This is a genomic window from Amycolatopsis samaneae (assembly GCF_039541975.1).
In the GTDB taxonomy this organism is placed as follows: Bacteria; Actinomycetota; Actinomycetes; order Mycobacteriales; family Pseudonocardiaceae; genus Amycolatopsis; species Amycolatopsis samaneae.
Genome location: NZ_BAABHG010000011.1, coordinates 205,282 through 231,287, shown reverse-complemented (window position 1 = coordinate 231,287; position 26,006 = coordinate 205,282). Strand labels below are relative to the sequence as shown.

The following is a 26,006-nucleotide window of genomic DNA, read 5'->3' as shown; positions in this document are numbered from 1 at the left end:
ATGACGCAGCACACCGAGGCCAAGCGCGGCACCAGCTTGGCCCGCACCATGATCTCCACCCTGTTCCTGGACATCGGGCTGTCGGTCCTCGCCTACTACGTGGCCGAACTGCTCGGCGCGAGCACCTATGTGTCACTGCTGGCCGGCACGGTCGTCGCGGGGGTGCGGACGATCTGGGTCGCGGTGGCGCAACGCAGAGTCGACCCGCTGTCGCTGACCCTCATGCTGTTGTTCGGCGCCGGCCTGGGGCTGAGTTTCCTCAGCGGCGACCCGCGCCTGCTGCTCGCCAAGGAGTCGGCGACCACCTTCGTCGCGGGTGCCCTCCTCGTCGGCAGCTGCCTGATCCGCAGGCCGCTCGCGTACTACGCGGCGCGGCGCTTCGCGCGGTCGGCGGGCGGTGACGAGCGGGACGAGTTCGAGGCCACCGCGCAGGGCGCGGCCATGCGCCGCCGCTGGTACCGGGTCTCGCTGGTGTGGGGCGGCGTGCTGCTGGCCGACGCCGTGCTCCGCATCGGGGTCGTCTACGCGCTGCCGCTCGGCGTGGCGGCGAACATCTCGCAGGCGCTGATGATCGTCGCCTTCGCGGCGCTCATCGGCTGGACGCTGCTGACCAGGCACCAGACCACGCGCGTCGCCTGAGCCGGGAAAACGTTGCCGGAAAAGAAAACCGTGCTTGACTGGGACGCGGAAACGTCATCGACCTTCAGAAGGATCCCGGATGTCCGGTGTGCGTGGTTCGACCCGTCCGTTGCTGGTGTTCTCGATGATCGGGGCGTTGCTGCTCGGTGGCGTTTCGGCGGCTTCGGCCGCCGGAGCCGCACCCGCGCCCGCGTCGGCTCCGGCGGCGTGGGGGCCGCTGGGCGGGCTGACGGATCTGGCGGCGCGGCGAATCCTGCTCGGTGACAAGGTCGCGGCGGCGAAGTTCGGTACGGACCAGCCGATCGACGATCCGGCACGGGAACAGCAGGTCCTCGACTCGGTCCGGCAGCTGTCGCTCGCCGCCGGGATCGACCCGGCGGCGAGCGTCCGCTTCTTCCGGGACCAGATCGAGGCGAACAAGATCGTGCAACGCGGCTTGTATGGGCTGTGGACCGCGCATCCGGAACTCCGCCCCGCACACCGGCCGGATCTGGCCACCGAGGTCCGGCCCGAGCTGGACCGCATCACGACCGGGATCATCGAGCAGCTGGCGGCGACGGTTTCCCTCCGGCGGCCCACCCTCACCTGTGCGGTGGACGCCTCGTTCGCGAAGATCTCCGCCGAGCTCCGGTGGCACCTGGACTCGCTCCACCGTCAGGCGCTGACCGTCGCCCTCCGATCCACCTGTTCGGGTTCGGCGCGAGCCGTCTCCGGCTAGCCGATCAGCCGCCGACGGGTTCGGGCCAGGCCAGGCCGGCGCCGAGCGCCGCGGTGAGGCGGGTGACCGTCCGGCGGCTGTGCTGGTCGCCAGCGTGCTCGGGGAGCCAGGCGCAGGCGAAGTAGGCGGCGGCGATGTCGGCGGTGGCGTGCGCGGCGGCCAGGCATTCCTCGATCCGGGCGAGCGAGGGGCCGGGGCCGGAGGGAAAACGCGCGCCGGGCAGCTGGGCGCCGTCGATGACGTCGATGTCGAGGTGGAGGTAGACGGGGGCCGGGCCGAGGAGGCCGAGGGCGGCGGTGATCGCGGCGGGGTCGGCGGGCACGCGGTGGACTTGGCTGGTGGCGAGGGAGCCGCGCTCGGCGGGGTCGAGGTCGCGGGCGTCGGCGAGCACGACGCTGGTGTCGGGGATGGGGCGCAGGTCGAGGGTGTCGCCGAACAGGCCGGGCGTGCGGCCGGTCAGCATGGCCAGCGCCATGCCGCCGACGTAGCCGCTGGTCGAGATGTCGGGGGTGTTGAAGTCGCCGTGCGCGTCAAGCCACAGCACGTTCAGGTCACGATGGCGGCGCTGCAGCCCGGCTACCACCGCGCGGGCGGTGGGGCAGTCGCCGGAGAGCACCAGGGGTCTGGTGGCCCGCGCCACCGTGTCGGCGGTGGCCCGGTGCAGCAGGCTCATCCGGGCGGGGACGGGGCCGTCGGGGAGGTCCGGGCGGACGACCTCGGTCGCGGCGGCGGGGATCGGGAAGGCCGGGAGGTACTCGTCGAGGTGCCAGGGCGTGACGATCGGATCCCATGCGCCATCGGTGTTGTAGTCAGCCACGAGGTGCCTCTCCTTCGTTTCGTTGGGCGAGCAGGTCGAGCAGCCGTCGCAGCTCGGCGGCGCCGGCCAGCAGGTGCGCGGTGAGTTCCGCCCTGGCTTCCTCGGGGCTACCGTGCAGCGCGTCCAGCAGCCGGCGGTGGTCGTCCGCGGTGCGGCCGAGTTCGCGCCGGGAGCGCTCGGCCAGTGCCAGTGCGAGACGCTGTTCCCGCTGGAGTTGTTCGTGGAAGCGGCGCAGCCGGGGGCTGCCGGTGGCCGCGACCAGGGTGGCGTGGAAGAGCCGGTCGCCGTCGAGCGCGGCGGCGGTGTCGCCACGCTCGAAAGCGCTTTCTATCTGGTCGACCAGGTCGGCGAGGTTCTGGTAGACCACCGGGTCCCGGTGTTCGGTGAGGGCGTCGGCCGCGGCCAGCTCCACGGCGGCGCGGGCGGCGTAGATGTCGGTGACATCCGGTCCGGTGACGTCCGCGACGACGATGCCGCGGTTCATCTGGTAGCGGACAAGGCCCTCGCTTTCGAGCGTCCGCGCGGCCTCTCGGACGGTGCTGCGGGAGACGCCGAGTTCGGTGGCGACGGCGGCTTCGCGCAGCGGAGTGCCCGGCGGCAGCCGACCGGACAAAATGGCCTGCCGGACGGCTTCGGCGGCCTGCTCGGTGGTGCTCTGCCGTTGGATGCTCGCGCCGAGGCCGGTGATCGGATTCGTCTCGGTCACCGGTCTCCTCGCGGCAGATCCCGAACGCGGTGGAACCCGGTCGAGGTCCCGACCGTGTTCGCCTTCGCCGTGCTGATCAGCCGCCCGACGTCGCCGCTACTCCAGGCTTGGAGCACCCGGCTCTCCCTTCCTCGAAACCCGTCCTGTCGGCGCTAGATTGCCAGATTATCCGACAATCTGGCAAGACGCCGGGCTCGGCCGGGTGGAGTGGGTGGCGCCGCGGGCCACGCCCGGTTCACCGGGCCGGTGCCGGTGGGAAACGATGTTCCCGTCAGGAACACGGCACCCCGGCTAACCTCGGCACCGTGAAAATGGTGCGTCACGTGGTGGTGTTCGACGCCGCCGACATCGATGCCGAGAGCACGTTCTGGGCAAGCCTTCTCGGCGGGCACGTCTTCGAAGACGAGGCATTTCACGTGGTGTTCGACGCTGCCGGAAAGTGGCGGATCGGCGTGCAACTGGCGCCGAACCATGTTCCGCCCGACTGGCCGCGCGGAAACCCGCAACAGGTGCATCTCGACCTGCACGTCGATGATCCGCGAACCGCGCACGCGGAGGCGATCGCGCTCGGTGCTCGGCTGCTGCGGGCAGCACCTGATCCGGAGAGCGACGAGGGACACCAGGTGTATGCCGATCCGGCCGGGCACCCGTTCTGCATCGGCTGGGGACACCCGTCTCGGGAAGCGCTGGCGAAGTTCGTGGCCGACCAGGTGCGGCCGGGAATCCGTTGGCCGGACACGTAACCGGGCCCGAAGCCGACGCGCACTCAAGACCTCGCCGCGGTATCGGTCATCGGTGTGGGATGTCGCGAATGTCGCATTGCTGACGTTCACCGTCACGAATGTCGCATTCGCGACATCACTACGGCCGCCATTCCTCGCGGTAGCCGGAGTGCTCTGCGTAGGGCAGGGCGAGCAGTTTGAGCGCGCGGATCCAGGGCATCTTGTGGTCCAGGACTTCGCCGAGGGTGTGCCCTGGCGGCGGTTGCGAAGCCAGTTGGCCGAGGATCAGCGTGAGCAGTTCGCGTTGGGCGGCGACGTCGGCCAGCACGAATCGGATCTCCTCGTGCGTCCACTCCTCCCGGTGGTTCGCCCGCCGCTCCCGCTCGTCGAGGTGGGCACTGAGAAACGCGATCAGGGCATCCACGATCTCCGGCATGGTCTTCTCCCTGTGCCGATTCCGGAACTGGGCAACGTACCGGAGAAAGTCCGGCGACGGCCCGCGTCAGTCCGATATGTCCCCGGTCCCCGTGCCCGGCGGACAGGCCCGCGACACCCGGTCAGGGGAAAATCGCTTGGTTGGCTGCTCCGACCGCGTGACAAGTGTTCGGCGAGGCTCCCGATCCCGCGCCGCCTGGAGGAGGCTGCTCGTCGTCCTGGTGGCGGCGGCCGGACCCCAACGTCGCCGGAGTCCTGTCACATCAAGGAGTCCCGACGATGACCGCCGCTCCCGAACCACCGCGGAAGGTGCTGTTCGAGACCACCGACCACGATCAGGCGGGTGAGTATCTGACCGGAATCTACGGGGGAAACTTCCGGCTGGGTATCGGTGAGAAAGGCGCGCCCGTTCATCTCGACTGGCTGATCACCACTACGTTCACCTTCGTCACGGCCGTACACAGCGCCGAGATCGGATACACCCTGGAATCCGTGCCCTCGCTGATGATCGCCCGCCCCCGCACCGCACCGGTGCACTACCGCTACGGCGGTGCCGCGCACTGTTTCCTCCCCGGCGAAGTGCATTTGTCCAACACGACCGAGGATCATCCCCCTATTCAGGCCCGGTGGCACAACGGTGCGGTGCAGGCCGTCACCTTTCCCTTCCCATTGCTCGACCAGGTGGCCGCCGCGCCGGAGACCCGCCAGTCGAAACCGGTCCGCTTCACCGACCTGCGCAGCACGAACCCGGAACCGGCCCGGCACCTGATCGCCACCATGGACTACCTCGCCACCAGCGTGCGTGACCGGCCCGAGGCCATGGCGGAACCGCTCGTCGCCGGTACGGCGGGCCGGCTGCTGGCTGCGGCGGCACTGACCACCTTCCCCAACACCGCGCTGACCGATCCCACCATCGAAGACCGCCACGACTCCCACCCGGCCACCCTGCGGCGGGCCATCGCCTACATCGACGATCACGCCCATCTCGACATCAGTGCTGCCGACATCGCCGCCGCCAGCCACGTCACCATCCGCGCGCTGCAGTACGCCTTCCGCCGCCACCGCGACACCACGCCGATGGGCTACCTCCGCCAAGCCCGCCTTCAGCAAGCACACCAGGAACTTCTCACGGCCGACCCCACCACGGGGGCCACGATCACCGAGATCGCCGCCCGCTGGGGCTTCTTCCACCCCGGCCGCTTCGCCCACCGCTACCGCACCGCCTACGGCCACCCGCCCTACCGAACCCTGCACCGCACCACCTGACCCACCCTCCACACGACGCCACCGCGCGCTCGCAGGCCCGGTTCGCGGGCCGCCATCGGGGGGGGGCGGCCTGCTTCGGGTCAGGGGATGTCGATGCCGGCGGCGCGAAGCTTCGCTTCGAGCAGCGCGGTCAGCCGGGCCGCTGCTGATTCGCGTTGTTCGCGGTGGTGGGCGACCAACCGGTAGCGGGTCGTGGTTTCGGTGCGGGCTTGCAGGCCGGTCACGATCCTCAGTTGTGCCGGGTTGGCGAGGTAGTGCTCGGCCATGTCGGTGGCCAGTTCGGCGACCCGGGGATCGTCCGGTTCCCAGCCGGCCACCTCGGCGGTGCGCCTGGTCAGTTCGACGAATCGGGGATCGCGCAGCGCGTGCTCGATATCGGTGAGGAAGCCGTCGAATCCTTCTGGGACCAGAGCCTTGGCCAGTACGAAGGATTCTCGCGCGGTCCGCACGTCGTACGGCGTGAAGCCGAGGGTCGGCATTCCCTCCAGCATCGCCACGGCGCGTTCGGGCAACAAGGTCCGGTCGCCGGAGCCGAGCCGGCGGAGCATGTCCCGCCGCGCGGTCAGCTCGGCGATCCGCTCGGTGAGGTGCCGTTCGACATCGGCGAGTGCGTCGGCGAACGTCGTGGCGTCGGAGTCGAGCAACGGGCCGACGTCGGCCAACGGCACCCCGGCGGCGGCCAGGGTCCGGATCTGCACCAGCCGCGACAGCTCGGCCGACCCGTATCGCCGGTAGCCTGAGCTGTCGCGTGCTGGTTCGTCGACCAGGCCGAGCTTGTGGTAGTGCCGCACCGTTTTGATGGTGATGTCGGCGAACGCGGCCGCCTGGCCGATGGTCACCCCGTCGGTCATCGAACTCAGCGTTCCTCCCGAGCCGACACGGCAGCGGTCTCCCGTACGGCGGCGGCGACGGCCTGGAAGTCCTTGCGCAGGATCTGCGTGTGGTTGCTCGCCACCTTCGTGCTGACCCGCAGATGCGGATTCCGGCCGAGCACCGGGTCGAGAGAGGCCCGCATCTGCTCCATCTCCTCCGCGCCACCACCGAGGTTCGCGCCCGTGGCCAGAACGTAGCGCACGGGGCAGGCCAATCGGTCCAGAACCGGTTCGAGGGCAGCGCAGACCTCGTTGATCTCGATGTTGACCTCGGCATGCTGAGCGGCGCTCATCGAGGCGGACATGCCGAACGGACGCACGAGCGGCAGGAACAACCGCATCCGGCGCCACAAACGCCGAATCGTTTCCCGCCCCTCCTCGCCGGTGTAGCCCCACGGAACCGCGCCGTCGACCGAGACCACACCAGTGACACGGTCCGGGTAGCGGTCGGCCCAGTGCGCCGCGAGCGCTGCCCCATAGGACCAGCCGACCAGCAGTGGCCGATCGACCTTGGTCGCCCTGAGCACCGCGTCGAGGTCGCGAACGCACCCCTCGAACGAGTAGTCCGCCGACCGCTTCGAGCGACCACGGGCCCGCTCGTCATAGGTGACGTGCCTCCACCCGGAGCCGAGCTCGGCGATCACGCGCCGCCAGGACCGCTGACTGGCGTAGGAACCGTTGAGATAGACAACCGGACGACCGAGGCCGCGGGTGTCGGTGACCGACAGGGCCGTGTCGTCGACAGACACCATGCCGGTCCAAGGTGAGGTAATCGAGCTGGTCATGTCGCCAGCCTCCACCTTGACCTCAGGTCAAGGTCAACACTGGGCGCCTGCTCCGCGCAATACGGACACGGCGGTGCATCAGTGCTGGTGGGTGAACCAGTCCAGCATCATCGGGACGGCGCGGTCCCGGGTGTCGAAGTGGTGGATGTCGCCCAGGTTCACCAGCGGCACGTCCGCGCCGGAGGCGTGCAGCTGCTGTCGGCAGTTCTGCGAATTGGCGAACGCGACCTGTTCGTCGCCGCTCGCGGCGAACAGCCGCACCGGCACGTCCGGGCGCCATCCCGCGCAGGTGCCGTCGCTGGCCTGGAACGCTTGCAGAAGCTGTCCGCGCGGATTCAGGAGCCGCCGGCGGTAGTCGTCGGTCAGCAGGTCGTCGGGGTTCGCGGGCAGTGCCCGGAAGATCTCCGGTTCCTCGTGAGTGCCGTCGAACAGCGACTCGACCGTCTTGTCGTACGGCGCTTTGAAGACCTCCGACGGATCGCGGTAGACGTGGAACAGCCGATTCATCGACACCGTGGCGTAGGCCAGGTAGAACGCCGTGCCCGGCTGGTCGAGCGTCCTGGTGACCAGCCCGGCCGGGATTTCCGCGTACTGGATGTCGAAGGGCCCGCTGATGGTCGCGACCCCGGCCAGCCGCAGCCGCGGGTCGGCGCCGGACCGCAGCGCCTTCGCCAGCGCCATCGCGGCCTGGCCGCCCTGCGAGAACCCGGTCACGCGCACGTTCGCGTCCAGCTCGCGACCGTGCCGGGCGGCGAGGGTCCGTGCCGCGCGAAGCAGGTCGAGCGACGCCGAGGTTTCGGTCGCCGCGTTCAGGTACGGGTGGTATCCGGGTCCGTAGCCGAGGCCGAGGTAGTCCGGTGCGACCGCGGCGTATCCGGTGGACCCGATGAGCAGGGCCGTGTACCGGTCGGCGTTGGTTTCGTCCCTGGTCGCGACGCCCGCGCGGGCCGACCGGGTGCCGTGCTCGAACACCAGCGGACTCACCGCGCCGCCGCCGTTGCGCGGCAGCACGACGAGCCCGCTGGCCACGGTCGGGAAGCCGTTGGTGTCGACGGTGCCGTAAAGGACGGTGTAAGCGTCCACACCGTAGTTCGTCTTCGGGTTCACCAGACTCGACCTGGCCACGACCGCGCCGATGTCCTTCTGCGGCACCGACTGCGTGTCGAGAGTGGCCAGATACGTTCCACGCCAAGCGTTCCGTGTCGGCACCGCGGTATCGGCGACGGCGGGCGAAGCCGTAGCGAGCACCAGCGCGGCACCCATGGCGGCGGCCGCGACGGCGATCATCCGGCGTCCGCCCCGACGGTTCCCACGTCTCTTCGAAGTCATGGGACAAAGCCTGGTCGCGAAGAGCCGCCACACCCAGCCGGTACACCACCGGCTGCCCGGTAGGGAAGACCCTACCTACCCGCGCTCACGTTGCCGGTTCGCCGAGCAATCTTCACGCGCTGCGTACGGCCGCCTCAGTCGGTGGTGTTCGCCGCGCCGTATCTGGCCTCCATCATCAGGACGGCCTCGTCCACGACGTGTGCCATCGACGCGTCGTCGGGGGACCAGTCGACGAGCAGCATCCGGGGCCAGAAGACGTAGTTGGAGATCATCCCGAGGAACTGGGTCGCTGCCAGTTCCGTGTCGTCCAGCTTGGCCGTTCCCAGGGCGTTCTCGGTGTCGAGATAGCGGCGTACCGAGTCGAAGTAGGGCATCTTGCCGCGCTCGAAGTGGGCCTCGCCCAACTCGGGGAAGCGCGGCAGTTCGGCGATGACGATGCGGAACAGGGCCGCCATACCGGGCCGGGCGAGCAGGGTGACGTACCGGTGGCCGATCGCCGTCAGGCCCGCCCGCAGATCGCCCGTCGGCGGGCGGAGGTCGCCGACGTCCTCGACCGTCCATGACTCCGTCACGATCGCGTCGAACAGTGCCGCCTTGGTGGGGAACTGCTTGAACAGAGTCGCCTTCGACACCCCGGCGGTCTCGGCGACCTTGGCCAGTGAGGTGCCGGCGTACCCGGCGTCAAGGAACAGGCGGGTGGCGGCCTCGATGATGGCCGCTCGCTTCTGCTCGGCGACGCGCCGGTGGTAGGGCGAGGGCTCCGTCGTCATGGCGCCACTCTACCCGAGGCGAGTCACTTGACTCACCACTTGTCCTGTCCGTAGCTTTGGTGAGGTGAGTCGCTCGACTCACCATTGTTTCGCAGGGAGGACCGCGTCATGGGACGCTTCGACAAGCAGACCGTTCTCGTCACCGGTGGCACTGGCGGGCAGGGCGCCAGTCACGTTCGGGCCTACCACGAGGAGGGGGCGAACGTTGTCATCGCCGCGCTCTCCGAAGGGCCGGGCAAGGAACTCGCCGCCGAACTCGGCGAGCGGGCACTGTTCGTCCGCACGGACGTCACCGACGAGGACGCCTGGGCGGTGGCGGTCACCGAGACCGAACGCCGGTTCGGGCCGATCGCGGTTCTGGTCAACAACGCCGGCGTCCAGAACCCCGCGGTGCCGATCGAGGCCGTCGAACGGCGGGTCTGGGACCGCGTACTCGAGGTCAACCTCACCGGCACGTTTCTCGGCATCAAGACCGTGGCACCGTCCCTGCGCCGCAACGGCGGCGGAGTGATCGTCAACATCGCCTCCACGATGGCCCACGTCGGCACCGCGCTCTACGCGCCGTACGTCGCCAGCAAGTGGGCGTTGCGCGGGCTCACCAGGACCGCCGCGCTGGAGCTGGGTCGAGACGGCATCCGGGTCAACTCCATCCACCCCGGCGTCATCTCCACTCCGTTGATCAACGAACCGATCGACGGCCGGCCGCCCATCGCCGACTTCTACTCGCCCGAACCGTATGCCGTCCCCCGGATCGGCACCCCGGCCGACATCACCACACTCCTGCTCTACCTCACCTCGGCCGACGCCTCGTTCGTCACGGGCTCGGAGTTCGTCGCGGACGGCGGGCTCCTGCTCGGCCCCGCCCTGCGGCCCGACACGACGGCGGCCTGACCAGATCGCCGGTCGCCAGGATCGATCAGGGTGATGGCGATCGAATGTCCGGTCATGCCGATGCGCGGGCGTTCGGCGCGTGTCCATGAGCGGTAGAGGCCGCGGCCACGCTCCGCCTCGACGACACTGAGACTCCGCCGGGCCGCGGTCGCTCACGGGACGAGGAGGCCGATGGCGGTGGCCATGCGGCCGAGATACTCCTCCCGGGTCTCCACCTGGTGCTTCAACCCGACCGACGCGCTGATCAACGTCTGTGCGACACCGGTCGTCGCCGCCCCGTCCACCGCGGCGACGACGAGTTCTTCGAAACGCTTCGGAGCCGTGTGGGTGATCGGCCCGAGCAGGTCCGGGTTCTGCTCGATGACCTCCGGGACGTCGCGGCTCATCGGTCCGACGTAGCGGCCGGCCCACCGGTCGAACGCACCGATCAGCCGCTCCCGCAACGGCTTTCCGGTGTCGGCGAGGATCTCCTCGGCCGCGGCGAGGTCCCGCTCGATCGCCCGGGTGACCGCTGCCCGGAACAGGTCCTGTTTGGACGCGAACAGGAAGTACAGCCCCGGCCGGGAGATCACTTCGCGGGGTTGGGGTGGCAGGTCGGTCACGGGGTGAGCGTGAGTTTGCCGCCGGGGCGGCGGGATCGGCTGAGTTCGGCGGCCTCGTGGATCTGGTCGAGGGTGAAGGTGCGGGCGACGGAGACGGTCAGGACGCCTTCGGCGGCGAGCCGGGCGAACTCGTCCAGGCGGTCGTAGCGCATGTCGATGCGGGTGATCCGGGTGTCGAGTTCGGTCGCGGCGGCGAAGTCGGAGACGGTGAGGACGCGGTCGGGGTCGCCGGTCAGCTCGATGAGGGCCGGTAGTGCGCCGCCGGCCGGGCTGGTCCGGCCGGGGCGGTCGATCCGGCCGCCGGTAGGGGCCGTGTCCAGGGCACGGTCGACGCGGCCCCCGGCCAGTGCGGCGACGCGGTCGGTCATGCCCTCGCCGTAGGCGGTCACCTGGGCGCCGATCCCTTGCAGGGCCGCGGCCCGTGTGGGGCCGGCGGTGGCGATCACCCGGATGTCCCGGTGCAGCGCGAGGCGCACCGCGGCCTCGCCGACGGTGGAGCCCGCGCCGTGGACGAGCAGCAGCTCACCCGGTTGGACGCCGAGGTCGTCGAGTGCGTGCCAGGCCGTCTCGGTCGCCATCGGCAGCGCGGCGGCCTGCTCGGCGGTGACGCCTTCGGGAAGGCGAGCCCAGGCCGCCATCAGCGCGTACTCGGCGGCCCCGGCGGTCGGGCCGTCGAAGGTCGCGGGGCCGAACACGGGGTCGCCGATCTCGATGCCGGTGACGCCCTCGCCGAGCGCGTCGACGGTGCCCGCGACCTCGAGGCCGAGTCCGCGTGGCAGCGGCGGCAACCGGTCGGCGAGGAGACCGTCGACCACCGCCCAGTCGCCAGGGTTCAGGCCGCACGCCCGCACGGCGATCCGGATCCGGCCGGGTCCCGGCTCCGGTTTCGGGACGTCACGGAGCACGATCACGTCCGGGGAACCGAACCGGTCGAACTGCAGAGCCTTCATGACGGTCTCCCAAAGTGATGACAGCATCTGTTGTCATCGACCGTAGCACGGTGATGACAGCATCTGTTGTCGTATGCTGACCGGTATGCCGAGATGGGAGTCCGACGCACAGGGCAGGCTCGAGCGCGCGGCGCTCGAGCTGTTCGAAACGCAGGGATTCGAGCGCACCACGGTCGCGCAGATCGCGCGTACCGCCGGTCTGACCGAGCGCTCCTTCTACCGCTACTTCCCCGACAAGCGGGAAGTTCTCTTCGCGGGCAACGAACTCGAAGCCCACCTCGTCGCCCGGGTCGAGGAGGCCGCCCCGGACCTCACCCCGTTCGAAGCGCTGCTGGCCGCGCTGGGCACCGCGGACGAGGTCTTCCGCTCGCGCGAGTTTCTGCTGCGCCGCGTCGGGGTGATCGCCGTCAGCCCGGCACTGGCCGAACGCGACCTGATCAAGCTCGCCGACATCGCCGGCGCGCTGACGCGGGCACTCGAGGGCCGTGGCGTCGAGCCCGGCGAGGCACGCTTCCTCATCGACGTGGCGATCGCGATCTCCCGGCGCGCCACGTCCCGGTGGCTGGCCGACCCGGACGCGACCCTGTCCGAGCTCATCGCCCACGCCGCCGCCGAACTGCGCGAGGCGGTCACACCGCGGACCCCGACGGCCCGCTGAACAGGCCCGGCCGGGCTTCCCTCGGCAGCGACCGAAACCCGGGACCGCTCCGCCGGGGCCAGCACTACCCTCCCCGCGCGAGCCTCGGGGACGTGGACCTCGGGAGGAAGGGGGCTGGTCGTCCTCGACGGCGAATCGGGTTCGGCCTCGCACACCGTCCCGCACCCCGGCAAACGGAGGCTTGATCATGACCACGTTCGTTCTCGTGCACGGTTCCTGGCACGACGGCTCGGCCTGGGACGCTGTCGTTCCGAGGTTGGAAGAACTCGGTCACGTCGCCCACAGCCCGACGATCGCCGGTCACGGCAAAGGGGCGGACAAAGCGGTCGGGCACGACGACTGCGTGCGGTCGATCCAGCGGTTCATCGTGGACAACGATCTTTCCGACGTGGTGCTGGCCGGCCACAGCTTCGGCGGGTCGGTGATCGCGCGGGTCGCCGAGGAGGTCCCGGGGCGGCTGCGTCGCCTGGTCTTCTGGAACGCCTTCGTGCCACTGCCGGGTACCAGTGTCGAGGACGATCTCCCGCCCAGCTATCGCGAGTTGTTCGCCCGGCTGGCCGGCGAGTCGGCCGACAACACGGTGACACTGCCGTTCCCCATCTGGCGGGAAGCGTTCATCCAGGACGCCGACCTCGACCGGGCGAAGGCCGCCTACCAACAGCTGTCACCGACGCCGTACCAGCCCTTCCTGGACCGGCTCGACCTGTCGAGGTTCTCCCGGCTGGAAATCCCCAAGAGCTACTTGAACGGCACCGACGACACCGCGCTCCCGCCCGGCGAGTGGGGATGGCATCCGCGGATGTCCGGGCGGCTCGGCCTGCACCGCCTCGTCCAACTGCCCGGCAGCCACGAGGTCGTCTTCACCAACCCCCGGCTGCTCGCCGAGAAGATCGTGCACGCCGGAAGGGACTGACGCCGCCGATCGCCCGTACCCGGCCGGTGCGCCCCCAGGGATCCCGCGGTGCCCACGAATTCCGTTGGGCCGTCAGTGGTTTCGCGGCAGACCGGACATATCCAGGACGAGGCGATAGCGGACGTCGTCGCGTTCCAAGCGATCGAGGGCTTCGTTGACGTGTGCGGACGGGAGGAGTTCGATGTCGGCCGTGATGTCGTGCCGGGCGCAGAACTCCAGCATGGCGGCCGTCGCGGGACGGCCGCCGCTGCCCGCGGAGCTGAGCTTCTTACGCCCTATCAACAGATCTGTGGCCCGCACGGTGATCGCGCCGAGGTGCCCGAGGTGGCTGAGCGTCCCGTCAAGGGCGACGAGCCCGAGGTAGGGCGTGACGTCGTGCGGGACGGCGATGGTGTCGACGACGACGTCGAACCGGTCCCTGGCCGCGGCCATCCGGCCTCGGTCCGTGGAGACGATCAGGTCGTGGCCGCCCAGCCGGCGGGCGTCGTCGGCTTTGCCCGCCGATCGGCTGACGACCGTGGTGTCGGCCCCGAGCGCGACGGCGAACTTGACCGCGAGGTGCCCGAGGCCGCCGAGTCCGGCCACGGCGACCCGGGTGCCGGGCCCGACGCCGAGGGCTCGCAGTGGTTCCCAGACGGTGATCCCCGCGCACAGCAGGGGAGCGGCGGCCGCGGGGTCGAGCCCGGCGGGGAGCGGATAGGCGAACCGGTCGCGGACGACGTACTCGCCGGAGTAGGCCCCCAGGGTGGTGGTCCCGTCGTGGCGGTCGGTGCCGCCGTAGGTCAGGGTGGGGAACTCGTGACAGAAGTTCTCCTGTCCTGCCCGGCACATCGCGCACACGTCGCATGAGTCGACGATGTTGCCGACGGCGACCCGGTCGCCGACGGCGAAGCGGGTGACCTCGTGCCCGAGGTCGGTCACCACGCCGGTGAACTCGTGGCCCGGCACCAACGGCGCTTCGCCGGTGTGGGCGCGGACGGCGTGGAGATCGGTATGGCAGACGCCGCAGTAGTCGACGCGAACGGCGACGTCGTCGGCCCGTAGTTCCCGGCGTTCCAGCGAGGTTCGCCGCAACGTGGTCCCGGCGCGGCCGGCTTGCCAGCCCAGGGTGCTTCTCACGTCCACTCCCAAATAAAACAGACTGTTCGGTCTATTTCGACGGTAGCGGGAAGTCGCCGACTCGGCAAACCGACTGGTCTGTTGTTATCGTCCTCGCATGGCCGACAAGCCCCTGACCCCGCGTGGCATCGCCACCAGGCAGCGCATCCTGGACGTGGCGACCCGGGAGTTCGCCGAGCACGGGATCGCCGGGGCGCGCGTCGAACGTGTCGTGGCCGCCGCCCGCACCAACAAGGCGCAGCTCTACGGCTACTTCGGCAGCAAGGAAGGGCTGTTCGACGCCATTTTCTTCGGCTCGCTGGAGCGGATCATGACCGTCGTGCCGATCGACGCCACCGATCTCGCCGACTGGGCCGTCCGTCTCTACGATGAGTATCTCCGCCGCCCCGACCTCATCCGGCTGGCCACCTGGGCACGCCTGGAGCGGCGCCCGGCCGGTCATCTCGTCGAGGACGGCAACCGCCTCGACGACGCCAAACTGCGCGCCATCGCCGACGCGCAGGCCGCGGGCGTCGTCCGGGCCGGAGACCCGTTCGACCTGATGGCCATGGTCATCGCGATGTCCATGGCGTGGTCACCGGTCAGCAACGTCTACGCCGCCAGTGATCAGGAGCCCCCGGAGCTGCACGACCAACGCCGGGCCCTGCTCCGCGACAGCGTTCAGCGCGTCATCGCACCCCGGTAGGCGGCCCGTGTCGATCCCGGCTTCTTCACTCCGTGGTGTGCGTGGACACGGCCCTGGTCAGCAGCCGTTTGAGCTGGCGCTGCTCGGCCGGGCCGAGCCGGCCGACGTGTGACCGGGTGACCATCGCCGCGGCGAGCTGGTGCCGGGTGGTGAGCCCGAGTTCGGTGAGGGTCACGATCTTGGCCCGGCGGTTCGCGGGATCGATCTCCCGGGTGATCAGGCCCTTGTCCTGGAGACGATCGGCGATGAAGGTCACCGTGGACGGATCGCAGTGCAGGCTGGCGGCGAGCTGGCGCATCGTCGGGGAAGCCGACGGCTCGATCTTCCACAACGCTTTCGCTTGCACGGCAGTCAGTTCCAGGTCGCCGAGGGTGTCGGCGAGCAGGGCGTTGGTCTGGTCGGCCATGGTGAAAACCAGGTCCAGGACCTCGTAGACCAGGGACTCCTCCACACCCGTGCGCTCGGCCATGTCCGCACATTACTTGGTCCATCCAATACTTGACAACTCAAAGTATTGCCGCGACACTGCGAACAGTTTGAAAATCCAAGTATCCGCGTGATCGGCCCAGAGGACTTCGATGACCGCGCACACCAGCACCCTGATCGGTCTTGGCGCCAGGCCCCGTCGCTCGGCCACCCGTCGTTGATCGCCCGAACGGGCGTGGTGAGGATCTACGGCCGGAGGCCGTGATCGAACTTGGCGGCAGCCGTGGCGGCCCGCTCGATCTCGGCGCGCCGCGCGTCCACAATGGCCGCGTCACGCCGCTGGGCGGCGTAGCCGGCGGCCGTCCCTGTCGAGCCATCCACCTGTTCGCGCAGGATGTCGGCGTGTCCGGCGTGCCGGCTGGTTTCGGTGAGCATGTGCACCAGGACGGTGAACAGCGTGACGTCCGGGCGCGGCCACCAGGGCACCCGACCGGGCGCGTCGATGGCGAGGGCGGCGATCGTCGCGTCGGAGTGCGCCCAGGCGCGCCGGTAGCGGCCGATGATCTCCTCGCGCGTCTCGTGCTCGGTCGCCCACAGGTCGGTGCCACGCTGTCCGGGTTCGTCCCAGCGGGGCAGGGGCGTGGGGAACGGCCGGTCGAAGACCTCGCCGAAATAGCGGGACTCCCACAACGCCAGGTGCTTGACCAGGCCGAGAAGATTGGTTCCCGTCGAGGTCAGTGGCCGGCGGACGTCGTACTCGCCCAGCCCGTCCAGCTTCCAGAGGATGACCTCGCGGATCTCCCGCAGATCGCTGTGCAGGTATTCCTTCGCGAAATCGTCGATCATGGGAACCGAGCCTGCCACGCGCCGGGAGGACATCTTGGGCAGCCCCGGTTGTTTCGGTCCGTCCGGCAACGACAAGAACCGAGATCAGGTCGCTTCGATCAACTGCGTTGTCCCGTCCGGCATTCCGGTGCCGGACACCGCGTTCACCGGGACGTTCGTGCCGTCGCCGCCCGGGCCGGGCACCGGCTGCCAGCCGCCGAGGGTGCCGTCGGGCCGGCGGACATTCCGGTAGACGTAGTGGGTCGTCCGGTCGGTGGCCAGGAACTGGGTCGATCCGTCGGCCAGGGGAGTCATGCTCACGGCCGCGCCGATGAAGGCGGCCGCGCCGTCGCGGCCGGGGACCATCGCGAACTGCCGGAAGTCCCCGGTCGACTGGAAAAGCGCGCCGGGCGGAAGGGTCGAGGTGCGGCGCCGGTAGGTCGCGAGGTAGTGGCTCGACCCGTCGGCCAGCTGCGTGACCGAGACAGCGTCACCCTCGAACGGGAGATCCGGGGAGAGCCCCGGCACGACCCGCCACCAGGTGAGACCGCCATCGAGGGTGCCCGGCTGTTCGAGCAGCAGGCGGCCGCCTTCGAGGGCGGCCATGAGGTACGAGCCGTCGGGGCGCCCGACCACGGTGGGACTGGTGACCTGGATGGTGGGCGCGTCGCGGCCCTCGCCCGGGATCGCCCGCCAGTCCGACCAGATCCCGTCGGGGTCCTGGATTCGGTGGTAGAGAACGTGGTTCTGGTCGGTGGCCAGGACAACCGAGGACCCGTCGGTGAGTCCGGCGATCGCCACCTCGTTCGCGGCGAACACCGCGGAGCCGTCCGGGGCGTTCAGGGTCTGCCAGCCGGTCCAGGTGCCGTCGACGAGCCTGTTCTGGTAGCACAGACCGCAGGCAGGGTCCGTGGCGACGACCTGGACCGAGCCGTCCGGCATGGTCGTGGCCGACACCGAACCCGCGGCCAGCGGACTGCCGTCGGGCCCCGGCAGCGGGGTGGCCGGGCCCCAGGTGCCGTCCGCGTTGCCCTGCACCGCGTACACACCGCCTGCCCTGGCCTTGGCCGTCACCCGGTTACCGGTGCCGGGCGCGGCCGTCGGCCCGGTGGCGGACCGCGTCGCCGCCTCCGCCGAACTCATGCCGCCCAGGATCGCCGTCGCCAGCGCGGCCACCACCGCGACGCGACGCGTCGTGCTCCCCATGCTTTTCCTCCCCATCCGCTCGGACACCGATCGGCGCCGAGCCCCAGTGCCGTCTCGGGCGGGCCGGACCGTCCCGGTCTTCGCAACACCTCACGACCGAGGCGGCCAACAGGTTGCCCCGTAACCGAAAACTCGCTCCTTCGGCCACGGCCGCCCCGGCGGCCGTGTCATCGGGATTTCATCGACGGCGCCTACCGTCATCCGGACGAGGACGACCCACGGTGGTGGTATGGACGAGTGGTGGCGGGTGCTGTGCCTGCTCGGCTACGTGGTCGCGTCGGTGGCGGCCGTGGGGTGGGCGGTGCTGCTCCGATGGGGGCCGCGCCGGGCGGTGCCGTCGCGGCCGTTGTCCGTCGACGAGGTCGCCTGCCTGCTCGGCGGCGCGGCGCGGCTGGCGGAGACGGCCATCGTGCGGCTGGTCGACCAGGGGACGCTGCGCGTGTCCAGCAGCGGTTTGGCCAGGGTCGCCGGCGCGGATCTGGCCAGTGCCAGGCAGAACCGGGTGGACGCGGCCGTGCTGCGCCAGCTCAGCCAGTGGCGTCCGACGCCGGTCGCCGCCGTGGCACGGGACGCGGCCGGCGAGCCCGAGTTCGCCGCGGTCCGGTCCGGGCTGGCCGAGCTGGGGCTGGTGGCGGGCGGGCGCGCCTGGCTTCGTCGCCGTCGGCTGGCGCTCGGGGCGGTGCTCGTGGTGTTCGCGGTCGGCGCGGTCTGGTTGGTCGCCGAAACCGGGCCGCGCCGGCCGGAGGGATGGCTGCTCGTCTGTCTCGCCGCGGTGGTGATTTCCCCGCTGTGGTGGGCGAGCGAGTCCCGCGCCCCTGGCACGCTCACCGGCGCCGGCAGGCAGGTGGCGGCGCGGGCCAGGGCCGGTGTGGCCACCGCCGGTCTGTGGAGCACACCGGCGGGCCTGGTCGCCTTGGGCGGACCGGACGCCCATCCCGATCCCGGCCTGCGCGCGTACCTGCGGTCCACGACCACCGAATACGCGATCCCGCGAGCCCCGCTGCCTTCGTCGGGCCGGCCCGGTCCGGCCGCCTCGCGCCGCCGATCCGGCGTGCGCGGGCCCACGACCGGACGTCACCAGGGCCACTGGGGCGGCGGGTGCGGTACCCACGGCGGGGACGGCGGGAGCCACGGTGGTCACGGATGCGGCTCCGGCGGGGACGGTTGTGGTGGCGGGGATGGCTGAGCGCCGGAAGGAACGTCGCGACGCGGCCTGCCGTCCTATCCGGTTCCCGCGGCGCGTCCGGCGCGACGGGACAGCTCCGCGAACGCCGCGCGCAGTTCCGGCGGGGTGATCACTTCGATCTCGGTGTCGAAGCGGGCCAACGTCGCCGCGAGCGCGGCCCAGGACCAGGATCCCGTCGTCAGCCTGGTCCGGGCGGCACCGAGTTCCTCGACGACCCCGTCCCCGGCGAACGGGGCCACCGCCGCCGCGGGCAGGTCGAGGATCACCTCGCCACGGCAGGGCCAGGCGTCCGTGCTCTCGGAACCCTTGGACCGGGCCGAAAGGAAGGCTGCCACGTCGCCACCCGGCACCTCCCGGGGAACGAACCGCGGGCCGTTCGGGACACGCGGTGTCATCCGGTCGGCGCGGAAGGTCCGCCAGTCGCCGCGGTCGGGATCCCAGCCGAGGACGTACCAGCGCCCGCCCCGCACCACCAGGTGGTGTGGCTGCACCCGGCGCGGCGGGCGCGGCTCGGCGCCCGCGGGGCGTCCCGGCGAGCGGTAGTCGAACCGCAGTTCCTCCGCCGCGCGGACCGCGGCGCTCAGCGTGCGCAGGATCCCGGTGTCGACCTGCGGATCGGTACCATTCCCCGCCACGCCGATCTCCAGGGCGTCGACGCGCTGCCGCAACCGCGACGGCAACACCTGCCGCACGGTGGCCAGGGCCCGCGCGGCCGCCTCTTCGATGCCCGCGCCCGTCCCGGCCGCGATCCGCAGCGCCACGGCCAGCGCGACCGCCTGCTCCTCGTCGAACAGCAGCGGCGGCATCCGGCTGCCCGCGTCGAGCCGGTACCCGCCGTCGGGACCCTTGACCGCCCGCACGGGATACCCCAGCTCGCGCAGCCGGTCGACGTCGCGGCGCACGGTCCGCTCGCTGACACCCAGCCGCTCGGCGAGCAGGCCGCCCGGCCAGTCCCGGCGAGCCTGCAGCATGGACAGCAACGACAGCAGCCGACTGGAGGTCGTCCGCGAGGAGGCGATCGGCATGTCCGCACCCTGCCACACATAGCGGACGTTCCCTGACCGGTATCGCTGACATCGTCGTCCTCGGCGCCGGAAACCCCCGGCGACAAGAACCCTTCGCGAAGGACCATCCACACCATGACGCTCCACGCTGTCACCCACCTGAACTTCCACGGCCAGGCCCGCGAAGCCCTGGAGTTCTACCAGTCGGTCTTCGGCGGCCAGCTCACCATCGCCACCTACGCCGACTTCGGCATGCCCGCCGAACTACCCGGCGCCACCCACGTCGTGTTCGGCCAGATCGTGGCCGACAACGGCTTCCGGGTCATGGCCTACGACGTACCCGGCCAGCACGCCCCCACCACACCCGCCGCGCCCACCACACGACGCGAAAACGGCACCACCATCACCGGGGAACCGTTCTTCCTCTCCGTCCGCGGCGACAGCGTCGACGAAGTCACCCCCGTGTGGGAGGGCCTGGCCGAGGACGCGACCGTGATCGAAGCGTTCGGCCCCGCCCCATGGGCCCCCGCCTTCGGCATGCTCACCGACCGCTTCGGCGTCACCTGGATCATCGACGTCGCGGCCGAACACACCCAGGCCTGACCCCCGGAGGTGGTGCACCGGCCGTCCCCGCGACCTACCGGGGACGGCCGGTGCACCACAATCACAGTGGACAGTTTCCCAGTACACGAGAGTTTTCCGAAAACCAAAAATCCGGATTACCGTTTCCGGTGACACGGAGCCCGGGAAGCGCGATCGGGACTTGGATCCCGAATTCGGCAAACCGCCCCGCGCGGCAGGCCGCGCATCAACCGCGCCGTGGATTCAACGCCCTACGGCCGCCTTCGCTCTCATCGTATTCACGCCAATAGGGTCGCGTATTTCGGCCGCCAAACGGTGGTATAACCAGGTGTACGTCGCCTGGTGCGTAGTGTGCGCCTGACCGGGCTGAACCGAACATACCAATGTGGACTGAGCGGTTCGGAGCAATGTCACGGGTCGAACGGCGCTGGACGTTTTCGCCATGGGTAAAAGGTACTGGCGGGCGCGGGTGCCTCGATTGGCCGTCGATTCAGGGATAGCGTTGCGGGCGGTTCCGGGTTGAAATAGGCTTGCGGCCAAACGTGTGGCTACCTGTCGGTGCACTCGATCAGGGGCGGTGATCGGGTTCGCGGAAGGTCGACCCAATATAGGCGATAGCGCGCCGGGCGGTATTGGGTTTCCACCGTGACGTTTTTTGGGGGTGTCGTGTCACATACGCATGCCTTTCGGGCGAGGTGCGGTTGTCTTCGACGGCGTCATGCCGGGCCCGAGAGGCGTCTGGGGGCTAGATGCTGAGAATCCACTTCACCGACAAGGACCTGTCCCAGGTAAGAATGATCACGAGTTTGGGGCCCGTCGCCGAGAGCGTCTTCGCGTTGGACCTCTTCCGGCGCGGCGGCGGAGTCTTCGGCGGTTGGCAACGGCGGGTGCGGGACGGTCTCGGCCACCGCGTCGCCGGAATCGAGAAGCTGACCCGCGAGCACCTGCCGCTGACCGACCTGCAGTGGTTGCTGGAGCGGCAGCTCGCCGAGCAGGCCCAGCCGGAGGACCGGAACCAGGAACGGGTGGCCGCGGCCGTGTTCGAGTTCTGTCAGGTGGCCGTTGTGCCCTACTGGAGTCATACGCGAAGCTGCCTGGAAGCCGAGCGCGACGTCCGGGGCAGGGTCCTGATCACCGTCGGCGTGGAGGGGCTGCTGAGTTCGCTGCACCCGAAAATGCGGTGGACTCCGCCGACGCTGGAGATCGCCGGCCAGCCCCGGCGTGACGTCCATCTCGATGGCAGAGGACTGCTGCTGAGCCCGTCGCTTTTCCTGATCGGCCGGTCGGGAGTGCTGATCGACGCCCGGCGGGCCTCGACCGCGCCCGTACTCGCCTTCGCCGTCCCGCCGAGCCCCGCGGTGCTCTCCGGGATGTGGGGATCGTGGAAACCCAACGAGCAGGCGCTGGGGGCGCTCGTCGGGCACACCAGGGCGGCCGCGCTCCAGGCGCTCACCGACAGCTGCACCACCGGGGAACTGTCCCAGCGATTGGGCATCTCGCTGGCCGGAGCCAGTAAGCACGCCACCATCCTGCGTGAGGCCGGGCTGGTCGAGACGACCCGGAACCGCAACACCGCGCTGCACACCCTCACCCCGCTGGGCGTGGCCCTGCTCCAGAGCCGCAGGGTCGCGCCGAGGCGATCCGAACACCGTACGCCGGTGAAACTGCCGTAACCCGAGAAAGGATCCGCGAGTTGACCACGAACCCATTCGATGACCAGGACGGCCGCTACGTCGTGCTGGTGAACGACGAGAACCAGTATTCGCTGTGGCCCTCGGCCATCGAGGTGCCCGCGGGCTGGACGGTCGTGCTGACCGAGTCCGACCGCGAAACCGCGCTGCGGTACGTCAACGAGAACTGGACCGACATGCGTCCGAAGAGTCTGATCGACGCGATGGAAGCGGCCGCGTCGCCGACACCGGCCGCGTGACCGGCCGGGGGCCCGGTGGTCTGCCCCGCCCGGCCCCGGCGGAAGCTCTCCGGCCAGGACGCCCTCCCGGCCGGAGAGCTTTTGTCGTTTCCGACGTGACAGCGGGCGCATGGGCCCAGTATCCGGCGAGGAGCCGGCGGCCGGGCACACCGTTGTCCCCCGACCTTCGGTGGGGATAACCCGAAGCGGGAACTGGGGTTGGCCCGGTTGGCGGGTGTGGGGGACTCCCGCAGACTGGTCCGGAAGACACGGCCGCGAGCCATGCTCGTCTGTCTGTTGAGGACACTTCCGGCCCGGCGCGGCGGGGACGACCTTCGCGCTCGCCGAGGATTCGGTCGTGCCGCGCATCGCGAGCGGGAACTCCTGGTATACGGGGACAACCGGTGGCCAGCAACTTCGACCGCCCGCGAAATTCCCCGCCGGCGAAGGAAAATCGTCCGCGCTGTTTCGCTGCCGAGTCAAGTTCCTGGTGCGTGCGGACGGGTCCCCGCAGGCTGAGGCACCTGTCGTGAATTCCCGCTCAACAAGGTAGGTGCCATGGTCAAGAATGTGGTCATCGTCGGCGGCGGAACGTCGGGGTGGATGACGGCTTCGTATCTGACGGCGGCGTTCGGGGACCGGGTGACCGTGACCCTGGTCGAATCGCCCGGGGTGCCGACGATCGGTGTCGGCGAGGCGACCTTCAGTACGGTCAGGCACTTCTTCGACTACCTCGGCCTGGACGAGCGGGTGTGGATGCCGGAATGCCAGGCGACCTACAAGCTGGGCATCCGGTTCGAGAACTGGCGGGCCAAGGGGCACCACTTCTATCACCCGTTCGAGCGACTCCGGGTGGTGGACGGGTTCCCGATCACGGACTGGTGGCTGCACCAGGGCACCGGGGACCGGTTCGACCAGGACTGCTTCCTGATCGCGTCGCTGTGCGACGCCAAGCGCTCGCCCCGCTACCTCTCCGGCCAGCTGTTCGAGCAGGAGTTCAGCGAGGGCGGCGCGGACGGGATGTACCGCACCACCCTGTCGGAACAGAACACCCAGTTCCCGTACGCCTACCACTTCGACGCCGCCCAGCTGGCGCGGTACCTGACGCGGTACGGCGTCGATCGCGGCGTGCGGCACGTGCTCGACGACGTCACCGAGGTCGCCCTCGACCAGCGGGGCTGGATCAGCCACGTGGTCACCAGGGAACACGGCGAACTGGCCGGGGATCTGTTCGTCGATTGCACCGGTTTCCGTGGCATGCTGCTGAACCAGGCCCTCGGCGTGCCGTTCCAGTCCTATCAGGACACTCTGCCGAACGACCGGGCGGTGGCGCTGCGGGTGCCGGTCGACATGGCGGCGAGGGGAATCCGGCCCTGCACCACGGCCACCGCCCAGGACGCGGGCTGGATCTGGACCATTCCGCTGTTCGGCAGGCTGGGGACCGGCTACGTCTACTCCTCCGACTACTGCACGCCCGACAAGGCCGAACAGACCCTGCGCGAGTTCGTCGGCCCGGCCGCGAACGACCTGGAGGCCAACCACATCCGGATGCGGATCGGCCGCAGCGCGGAGTCGTGGGTGCACAACTGCGTGGCCGTGGGGCTGTCCAGCGGCTTCGTCGAACCGCTCGAGTCCACCGGCATCTTCTTCATCCAGAACGCCGTCGAGCAGTTGGTCAAGCACTTCCCGAACCGGGGCTGGGACGAGCGACTGCGGCGCGCGTACAACCGGCAGGTCGCCCATGTGATGGACGGGGTGCGGGAGTTCCTGGTGCTGCACTACTACGCGGCGGCCCGCGCGGACAACCAGTACTGGCAGGACACCAAGACCAGGCCGGTGCCGGGCGAACTGGCCGAACGCATCGAACAGTGGCAGGTCAAGCTGCCCGACACGGACTCGGTCTTCCCGCACTACCACGGGTTCGAGTCCTACTCCTACACCGCGATGCTGCTCGGCCTCGGCGGGATCAAGCTCCAGGCGCCGCCCGCGCTCGAACTGATCGACGGCGCCGCCGCCGCGGGCGAGCTGCGACTGGTCCGGCGCCAGGCCGAGGAACTCATGGACAAGCTGCCCAGCCAGTACGACTACTTCGCGCACCTGCGCGGCCTGCCGCCGGAACAGCGCGTCCCGGCCGGCCGGCCGCGATGAACCCGGTCGGCGGGGCCGGACTCGCCCAGCACGTGGTGCTCGCCCTCGCGGCGGTGCTGCTGCTGGCGTTCCTCGGCAGGCTGGCGGCGCGTCGGCTGCGTCAGCCGGTGGTGATCGGCGAAATCGCGCTGGGGCTCGCCGTCGGTCCGCTCGTCTTGGCCGCGGGCGGACCGCGGCTGCTGGAGGTCCTGTTGCCTCCGGCGGTGCTCGACTGGTTGCGGTTCGTCGGCCACGCGGGGCTGGTGTTGTTCGTGATCGGCGTGGCCCACGAACTGCGCCGGGCGCGTGAGCCGGTCGGTGGCCGCTCCGTGGGCTGGACGGTCGTGGGCGCGGTGGCCGTTCCCCTTGCCATGGGCGGGATCCTGGCGACCTGGGTGCTGGTCGACGACGATCCGGCGCTGCGCGGCACCGCGCCCCCGGCCGCGCTCGTCGTGCTGCTGGCCGTGTCGCTCGCGGTGACCGCCGTGCCCGTGCTGGCCAGGATCCTGGAGGACCGCGAGCTGACCGGCACCCGGCTCGGCCGGTTGTCGATGACCGTCGCGGTGATCACCGACGGGCTCGCCTGGCTCCTGCTCGCGGTGGCGATCGGGCTGGCGACCGGCGGCATGGGGAACGTGAGCCGGGTCGGCATCGTGATCATCGTGGCGCTGCTGGGCGCGGCCGGCTGCTGGGCGCTGCTGCGGACCCCGTCCGCCAACCGGTTCGCGGCCCGGTTTCCCTCGGCGGCGGCGGTGGTGATCGCGGCGGGCGGCCTGGTCCTGTCCGGGACGTTGCAGCACCTCGGCCTGACGGAGATCTTCGGCGCGCTGCTGGTCGGCCTGGCCATCCCGACCGGACGGCGCCAGACCGCCTGGCACACCGCCGTGCGGACCGTGACCGACGTCGGCCGCCGCATCGTGCCGGTGTTCTTCGTGGTCACCGGGGTCACGGTGTTCGCTCGGCGGTTCGACACCCTGCCGTGGGCGGCGATGGTGCTCGCCACCGTGCTCGGCGTGCTCGGCAAGGTCGGCGGTGGCTACCTCGGTGCCCGGATGGGCCGGGAGCCACCGGATTTCGCGATGCGCATGGGCGTGCTGTTGAACGCGCGGGGCCTGACCGAGCTCGTCGTGCTGCAGGCCGGTTACAGCGCCGGGATCCTCACCTCCGGCATGTATCTCGCCCTGGTGGTGATGGCACTGGTGGCCACGGTGGTCACCGGCCCGGTGGACGCCCTGCTCGCCCGGAAACCGTTGGTGGCACTGGGAAACGGAGCACCACGATGACCGACAGCCTGATCGTCCCGGAAACACCGCCCGCCGAGCCGTCGGCCCGGTTCCGGTCACTGATGGCCACCTTCCCCAGCGGGGTCGCCGTGGTGACCGCGTTCGAACCGGGCGGGCGGCCGTGGGGCATGACCTGTTCGTCGATGTGCGGCGTGGCACTGGATCCCCCGACGCTGCTGGTCTGCCTGCGCCGGGACAGCCCGACGCTGGGGGCGACGTTGCTGACGTCCACCTTCACGGTGAACCTGCTGCACTCCGGGGCACGCGCCACCGCGGAACTGTTCGCCTCCGGCAGAGCCGACCGGTTCAGCCTGGTCCGCTGGCGGCGCGACGGCGACCGCGGGGGACCCCGGCTGATCGACGACGCGCACGCGATCGCCGACTGCGGGGTCACCCGCACCGTCGCGGCCGGCGATCACGTGGTGGTGTTCGGCGAGGTCTCCGAGGTGGAACTGCGCGTCGCGGCGCCGACACCGCTGCTGTACGGACTGCGGCGGTTCTCGTCGTGGTCCCCTGCCTGAATCCGCCGTGCCCCCGCCAAGGCCTTGTAAGGTGAGGAGTCCGATTCCTGGCGGGAGGCG

29 protein-coding genes are annotated in these 26,006 nt (G+C 70.3%); 15 read left to right on the top strand and 14 right to left on the bottom strand.

What is annotated here, in order from left to right; genetic code table 11:
* Nucleotides 1-639, top strand: a complete 639-nt coding sequence (locus ABD987_RS28395; protein ID WP_345400403.1) for a VC0807 family protein — start codon at nt 1-3, stop codon at nt 637-639.
* Nucleotides 640-718: 79 nt separating this feature from the next.
* The gene (gene aroQ, locus ABD987_RS28390) at nt 719-1,357 is read left to right on the top strand and encodes a gamma subclass chorismate mutase AroQ (protein WP_345400400.1); all 639 of its coding nucleotides are present in this window, start codon (nt 719-721) and stop codon (nt 1,355-1,357) included.
* 4 nt (nt 1,358-1,361) lie between these two features.
* Here the strand turns inward: aroQ and ABD987_RS28385 are convergent, their stop codons facing one another.
* Nucleotides 1,362-2,174 carry an arginase family protein gene (locus ABD987_RS28385; RefSeq protein ID WP_345400397.1) on the bottom strand — a complete coding sequence of 271 codons (813 nt, stop codon included), beginning with the start codon at nt 2,172-2,174 and terminating at the stop codon, nt 1,362-1,364.
* Nucleotides 2,167-2,880, bottom strand: coding sequence for a GntR family transcriptional regulator (locus tag ABD987_RS28380; RefSeq protein ID WP_345400394.1), 714 nt, complete (start codon nt 2,878-2,880; stop codon nt 2,167-2,169). The genes ABD987_RS28385 and ABD987_RS28380 overlap by 8 nt, the downstream gene beginning before the upstream one ends.
* Before the next feature lie 323 nt (nt 2,881-3,203).
* On the opposite strand from ABD987_RS28380, the gene ABD987_RS28375 reads away from it, so the two are divergent.
* Entirely contained in the window at nt 3,204-3,623 is a 420-nt protein-coding gene (locus ABD987_RS28375) for a VOC family protein (protein ID WP_345400391.1), read from the top strand.
* A 118-nt stretch (nt 3,624-3,741) separates the two neighbouring features.
* Here the strand turns inward: ABD987_RS28375 and ABD987_RS28370 are convergent, their stop codons facing one another.
* On the bottom strand, nt 3,742-4,038 hold the full coding sequence (locus tag ABD987_RS28370) for a DUF6221 family protein (RefSeq protein WP_345400388.1): 297 nt from the start codon (nt 4,036-4,038) through the stop codon (nt 3,742-3,744).
* A gap of 278 nt (nt 4,039-4,316) precedes the next feature.
* Here ABD987_RS28370 and ABD987_RS28365 point away from each other — a divergent pair, with 278 nt between their 5' ends.
* Complete coding sequence (locus tag ABD987_RS28365) at nt 4,317-5,303, top strand: helix-turn-helix domain-containing protein (RefSeq protein ID WP_345400385.1); 987 nt, start codon at nt 4,317-4,319, stop codon at nt 5,301-5,303.
* Between the two features lie 80 nt (nt 5,304-5,383).
* Here ABD987_RS28365 and ABD987_RS28360 read toward each other — a convergent pair whose 3' ends face one another.
* The 4 genes from ABD987_RS28360 to ABD987_RS28345 all read right to left on the bottom strand — a co-directional run bounded on the left by ABD987_RS28360 (nt 5,384) and on the right by ABD987_RS28345 (nt 9,059).
* Nucleotides 5,384-6,154, bottom strand: a complete 771-nt coding sequence (locus ABD987_RS28360) for a MerR family transcriptional regulator (RefSeq protein ID WP_345400382.1) — start codon at nt 6,152-6,154, stop codon at nt 5,384-5,386.
* 5 nt (nt 6,155-6,159) lie between these two features.
* Nucleotides 6,160-6,960, bottom strand: a complete 801-nt coding sequence (locus ABD987_RS28355) for an alpha/beta fold hydrolase (RefSeq protein ID WP_345400379.1) — start codon at nt 6,958-6,960, stop codon at nt 6,160-6,162.
* A 78-nt stretch (nt 6,961-7,038) separates the two neighbouring features.
* Entirely contained in the window at nt 7,039-8,247 is a 1,209-nt protein-coding gene (locus ABD987_RS28350; RefSeq protein ID WP_345400376.1) for a lipase family protein, read from the bottom strand.
* A 176-nt stretch (nt 8,248-8,423) separates the two neighbouring features.
* Entirely contained in the window at nt 8,424-9,059 is a 636-nt protein-coding gene (locus tag ABD987_RS28345; RefSeq protein WP_345400373.1) for a TetR/AcrR family transcriptional regulator, read from the bottom strand.
* A gap of 108 nt (nt 9,060-9,167) precedes the next feature.
* On the opposite strand from ABD987_RS28345, the gene ABD987_RS28340 reads away from it, so the two are divergent.
* Nucleotides 9,168-9,950: an SDR family NAD(P)-dependent oxidoreductase gene (locus ABD987_RS28340; RefSeq protein WP_345400370.1), complete on the top strand. Its 783-nt coding sequence runs from the start codon at nt 9,168-9,170 to the stop codon at nt 9,948-9,950.
* A 152-nt stretch (nt 9,951-10,102) separates the two neighbouring features.
* Here ABD987_RS28340 and ABD987_RS28335 read toward each other — a convergent pair whose 3' ends face one another.
* Together ABD987_RS28335 and ABD987_RS28330 are read right to left on the bottom strand one after the other, a co-directional pair.
* Nucleotides 10,103-10,552, bottom strand: a complete 450-nt coding sequence (locus ABD987_RS28335) for a TetR/AcrR family transcriptional regulator (RefSeq protein WP_345400367.1) — start codon at nt 10,550-10,552, stop codon at nt 10,103-10,105.
* Complete coding sequence (locus tag ABD987_RS28330; protein WP_345400364.1) at nt 10,549-11,502, bottom strand: NADP-dependent oxidoreductase; 954 nt, start codon at nt 11,500-11,502, stop codon at nt 10,549-10,551. Before ABD987_RS28330 ends, ABD987_RS28335 begins: the two co-directional genes overlap by 4 nt.
* Before the next feature lie 85 nt (nt 11,503-11,587).
* Here ABD987_RS28330 and ABD987_RS28325 point away from each other — a divergent pair, with 85 nt between their 5' ends.
* Nucleotides 11,588-12,160, top strand: a complete 573-nt coding sequence (locus ABD987_RS28325) for a TetR/AcrR family transcriptional regulator (protein ID WP_345400361.1) — start codon at nt 11,588-11,590, stop codon at nt 12,158-12,160.
* Between the two features lie 187 nt (nt 12,161-12,347).
* Entirely contained in the window at nt 12,348-13,073 is a 726-nt protein-coding gene (locus tag ABD987_RS28320) for an alpha/beta fold hydrolase (protein ID WP_345400358.1), read from the top strand.
* Between the two features lie 72 nt (nt 13,074-13,145).
* On the opposite strand, the gene ABD987_RS28315 is transcribed toward ABD987_RS28320, so the two are convergent.
* Complete coding sequence (locus ABD987_RS28315) at nt 13,146-14,192, bottom strand: NAD(P)-dependent alcohol dehydrogenase (RefSeq protein ID WP_345400355.1); 1,047 nt, start codon at nt 14,190-14,192, stop codon at nt 13,146-13,148.
* Between the two features lie 97 nt (nt 14,193-14,289).
* Here ABD987_RS28315 and ABD987_RS28310 point away from each other — a divergent pair, with 97 nt between their 5' ends.
* Nucleotides 14,290-14,877, top strand: a complete 588-nt coding sequence (locus ABD987_RS28310; RefSeq protein WP_345400352.1) for a TetR/AcrR family transcriptional regulator — start codon at nt 14,290-14,292, stop codon at nt 14,875-14,877.
* Nucleotides 14,878-14,902: 25 nt separating this feature from the next.
* Here ABD987_RS28310 and ABD987_RS28305 read toward each other — a convergent pair whose 3' ends face one another.
* From ABD987_RS28305 to ABD987_RS28295, 3 genes are all read right to left on the bottom strand, one after another.
* Complete coding sequence (locus tag ABD987_RS28305; protein ID WP_345400350.1) at nt 14,903-15,346, bottom strand: MarR family winged helix-turn-helix transcriptional regulator; 444 nt, start codon at nt 15,344-15,346, stop codon at nt 14,903-14,905.
* A gap of 203 nt (nt 15,347-15,549) precedes the next feature.
* Nucleotides 15,550-16,149, bottom strand: a complete 600-nt coding sequence (locus ABD987_RS28300) for a DinB family protein (RefSeq protein ID WP_345400347.1) — start codon at nt 16,147-16,149, stop codon at nt 15,550-15,552.
* A gap of 84 nt (nt 16,150-16,233) precedes the next feature.
* A complete protein-coding gene (locus ABD987_RS28295) occupies nt 16,234-17,334 on the bottom strand; it encodes a PLL family lectin (RefSeq protein WP_345400344.1) in 1,101 nt (366 codons plus the stop codon).
* A 229-nt stretch (nt 17,335-17,563) separates the two neighbouring features.
* On the opposite strand from ABD987_RS28295, the gene ABD987_RS28290 reads away from it, so the two are divergent.
* Complete coding sequence (locus tag ABD987_RS28290) at nt 17,564-18,520, top strand: TIGR04222 domain-containing membrane protein (protein ID WP_345400341.1); 957 nt, start codon at nt 17,564-17,566, stop codon at nt 18,518-18,520.
* A gap of 35 nt (nt 18,521-18,555) precedes the next feature.
* Here the strand turns inward: ABD987_RS28290 and ABD987_RS28285 are convergent, their stop codons facing one another.
* Entirely contained in the window at nt 18,556-19,545 is a 990-nt protein-coding gene (locus ABD987_RS28285; protein WP_345400338.1) for a helix-turn-helix transcriptional regulator, read from the bottom strand.
* A 114-nt stretch (nt 19,546-19,659) separates the two neighbouring features.
* On the opposite strand from ABD987_RS28285, the gene ABD987_RS28280 reads away from it, so the two are divergent.
* The 6 genes from ABD987_RS28280 to ABD987_RS28255 all read left to right on the top strand — a co-directional run bounded on the left by ABD987_RS28280 (nt 19,660) and on the right by ABD987_RS28255 (nt 25,946).
* Complete coding sequence (locus tag ABD987_RS28280; protein ID WP_345400335.1) at nt 19,660-20,127, top strand: VOC family protein; 468 nt, start codon at nt 19,660-19,662, stop codon at nt 20,125-20,127.
* A gap of 728 nt (nt 20,128-20,855) precedes the next feature.
* Nucleotides 20,856-21,779, top strand: coding sequence for an ArsR/SmtB family transcription factor (locus ABD987_RS28275; RefSeq protein ID WP_345400332.1), 924 nt, complete (start codon nt 20,856-20,858; stop codon nt 21,777-21,779).
* A 20-nt stretch (nt 21,780-21,799) separates the two neighbouring features.
* Nucleotides 21,800-22,036: an MbtH family protein gene (locus ABD987_RS28270; RefSeq protein WP_345400329.1), complete on the top strand. Its 237-nt coding sequence runs from the start codon at nt 21,800-21,802 to the stop codon at nt 22,034-22,036.
* 537 nt (nt 22,037-22,573) lie between these two features.
* Nucleotides 22,574-24,163 (top strand): tryptophan halogenase family protein, encoded by a 1,590-nt coding sequence (locus ABD987_RS28265; RefSeq protein ID WP_345400326.1) that lies wholly within the window; start codon nt 22,574-22,576, stop codon nt 24,161-24,163.
* Entirely contained in the window at nt 24,160-25,425 is a 1,266-nt protein-coding gene (locus ABD987_RS28260) for a cation:proton antiporter (RefSeq protein WP_345400323.1), read from the top strand. Before ABD987_RS28265 ends, ABD987_RS28260 begins: the two co-directional genes overlap by 4 nt.
* Nucleotides 25,422-25,946 (top strand): flavin reductase family protein, encoded by a 525-nt coding sequence (locus ABD987_RS28255; RefSeq protein WP_345400320.1) that lies wholly within the window; start codon nt 25,422-25,424, stop codon nt 25,944-25,946. The genes ABD987_RS28260 and ABD987_RS28255 overlap by 4 nt, the downstream gene beginning before the upstream one ends.
* The last annotated feature ends 60 nt before the right edge of the window (nt 25,947-26,006 follow it).

Coding starts and splice junctions, on each gene's coding strand:
- ABD987_RS28395 (WP_345400403.1), top strand. CDS start 1: ATGACGCAGCACACCGAGGCCAAGCGCGGCACCAGCTTGGCCCGCACC.
- aroQ (WP_345400400.1), top strand. CDS start 719: ATGTCCGGTGTGCGTGGTTCGACCCGTCCGTTGCTGGTGTTCTCGATG.
- ABD987_RS28370 (WP_345400388.1), bottom strand. CDS start 4,038: ATGCCGGAGATCGTGGATGCCCTGATCGCGTTTCTCAGTGCCCACCTC.
- ABD987_RS28365 (WP_345400385.1), top strand. CDS start 4,317: ATGACCGCCGCTCCCGAACCACCGCGGAAGGTGCTGTTCGAGACCACC.
- ABD987_RS28360 (WP_345400382.1), bottom strand. CDS start 6,154: ATGACCGACGGGGTGACCATCGGCCAGGCGGCCGCGTTCGCCGACATC.
- ABD987_RS28355 (WP_345400379.1), bottom strand. CDS start 6,960: ATGACCAGCTCGATTACCTCACCTTGGACCGGCATGGTGTCTGTCGAC.
- ABD987_RS28350 (WP_345400376.1), bottom strand. CDS start 8,247: ATGATCGCCGTCGCGGCCGCCGCCATGGGTGCCGCGCTGGTGCTCGCT.
- ABD987_RS28345 (WP_345400373.1), bottom strand. CDS start 9,059: ATGACGACGGAGCCCTCGCCCTACCACCGGCGCGTCGCCGAGCAGAAG.
- ABD987_RS28340 (WP_345400370.1), top strand. CDS start 9,168: ATGGGACGCTTCGACAAGCAGACCGTTCTCGTCACCGGTGGCACTGGC.
- ABD987_RS28330 (WP_345400364.1), bottom strand. CDS start 11,502: ATGAAGGCTCTGCAGTTCGACCGGTTCGGTTCCCCGGACGTGATCGTG.
- ABD987_RS28325 (WP_345400361.1), top strand. CDS start 11,588: ATGCCGAGATGGGAGTCCGACGCACAGGGCAGGCTCGAGCGCGCGGCG.
- ABD987_RS28320 (WP_345400358.1), top strand. CDS start 12,348: ATGACCACGTTCGTTCTCGTGCACGGTTCCTGGCACGACGGCTCGGCC.
- ABD987_RS28310 (WP_345400352.1), top strand. CDS start 14,290: ATGGCCGACAAGCCCCTGACCCCGCGTGGCATCGCCACCAGGCAGCGC.
- ABD987_RS28305 (WP_345400350.1), bottom strand. CDS start 15,346: ATGGCCGAGCGCACGGGTGTGGAGGAGTCCCTGGTCTACGAGGTCCTG.
- ABD987_RS28300 (WP_345400347.1), bottom strand. CDS start 16,149: ATGATCGACGATTTCGCGAAGGAATACCTGCACAGCGATCTGCGGGAG.
- ABD987_RS28295 (WP_345400344.1), bottom strand. CDS start 17,334: ATGGGGAGCACGACGCGTCGCGTCGCGGTGGTGGCCGCGCTGGCGACG.
- ABD987_RS28290 (WP_345400341.1), top strand. CDS start 17,564: ATGGACGAGTGGTGGCGGGTGCTGTGCCTGCTCGGCTACGTGGTCGCG.
- ABD987_RS28285 (WP_345400338.1), bottom strand. CDS start 19,545: ATGCCGATCGCCTCCTCGCGGACGACCTCCAGTCGGCTGCTGTCGTTG.
- ABD987_RS28280 (WP_345400335.1), top strand. CDS start 19,660: ATGACGCTCCACGCTGTCACCCACCTGAACTTCCACGGCCAGGCCCGC.
- ABD987_RS28275 (WP_345400332.1), top strand. CDS start 20,856: ATGCTGAGAATCCACTTCACCGACAAGGACCTGTCCCAGGTAAGAATG.
- ABD987_RS28265 (WP_345400326.1), top strand. CDS start 22,574: ATGGTCAAGAATGTGGTCATCGTCGGCGGCGGAACGTCGGGGTGGATG.
- ABD987_RS28260 (WP_345400323.1), top strand. CDS start 24,160: ATGAACCCGGTCGGCGGGGCCGGACTCGCCCAGCACGTGGTGCTCGCC.
- ABD987_RS28255 (WP_345400320.1), top strand. CDS start 25,422: ATGACCGACAGCCTGATCGTCCCGGAAACACCGCCCGCCGAGCCGTCG.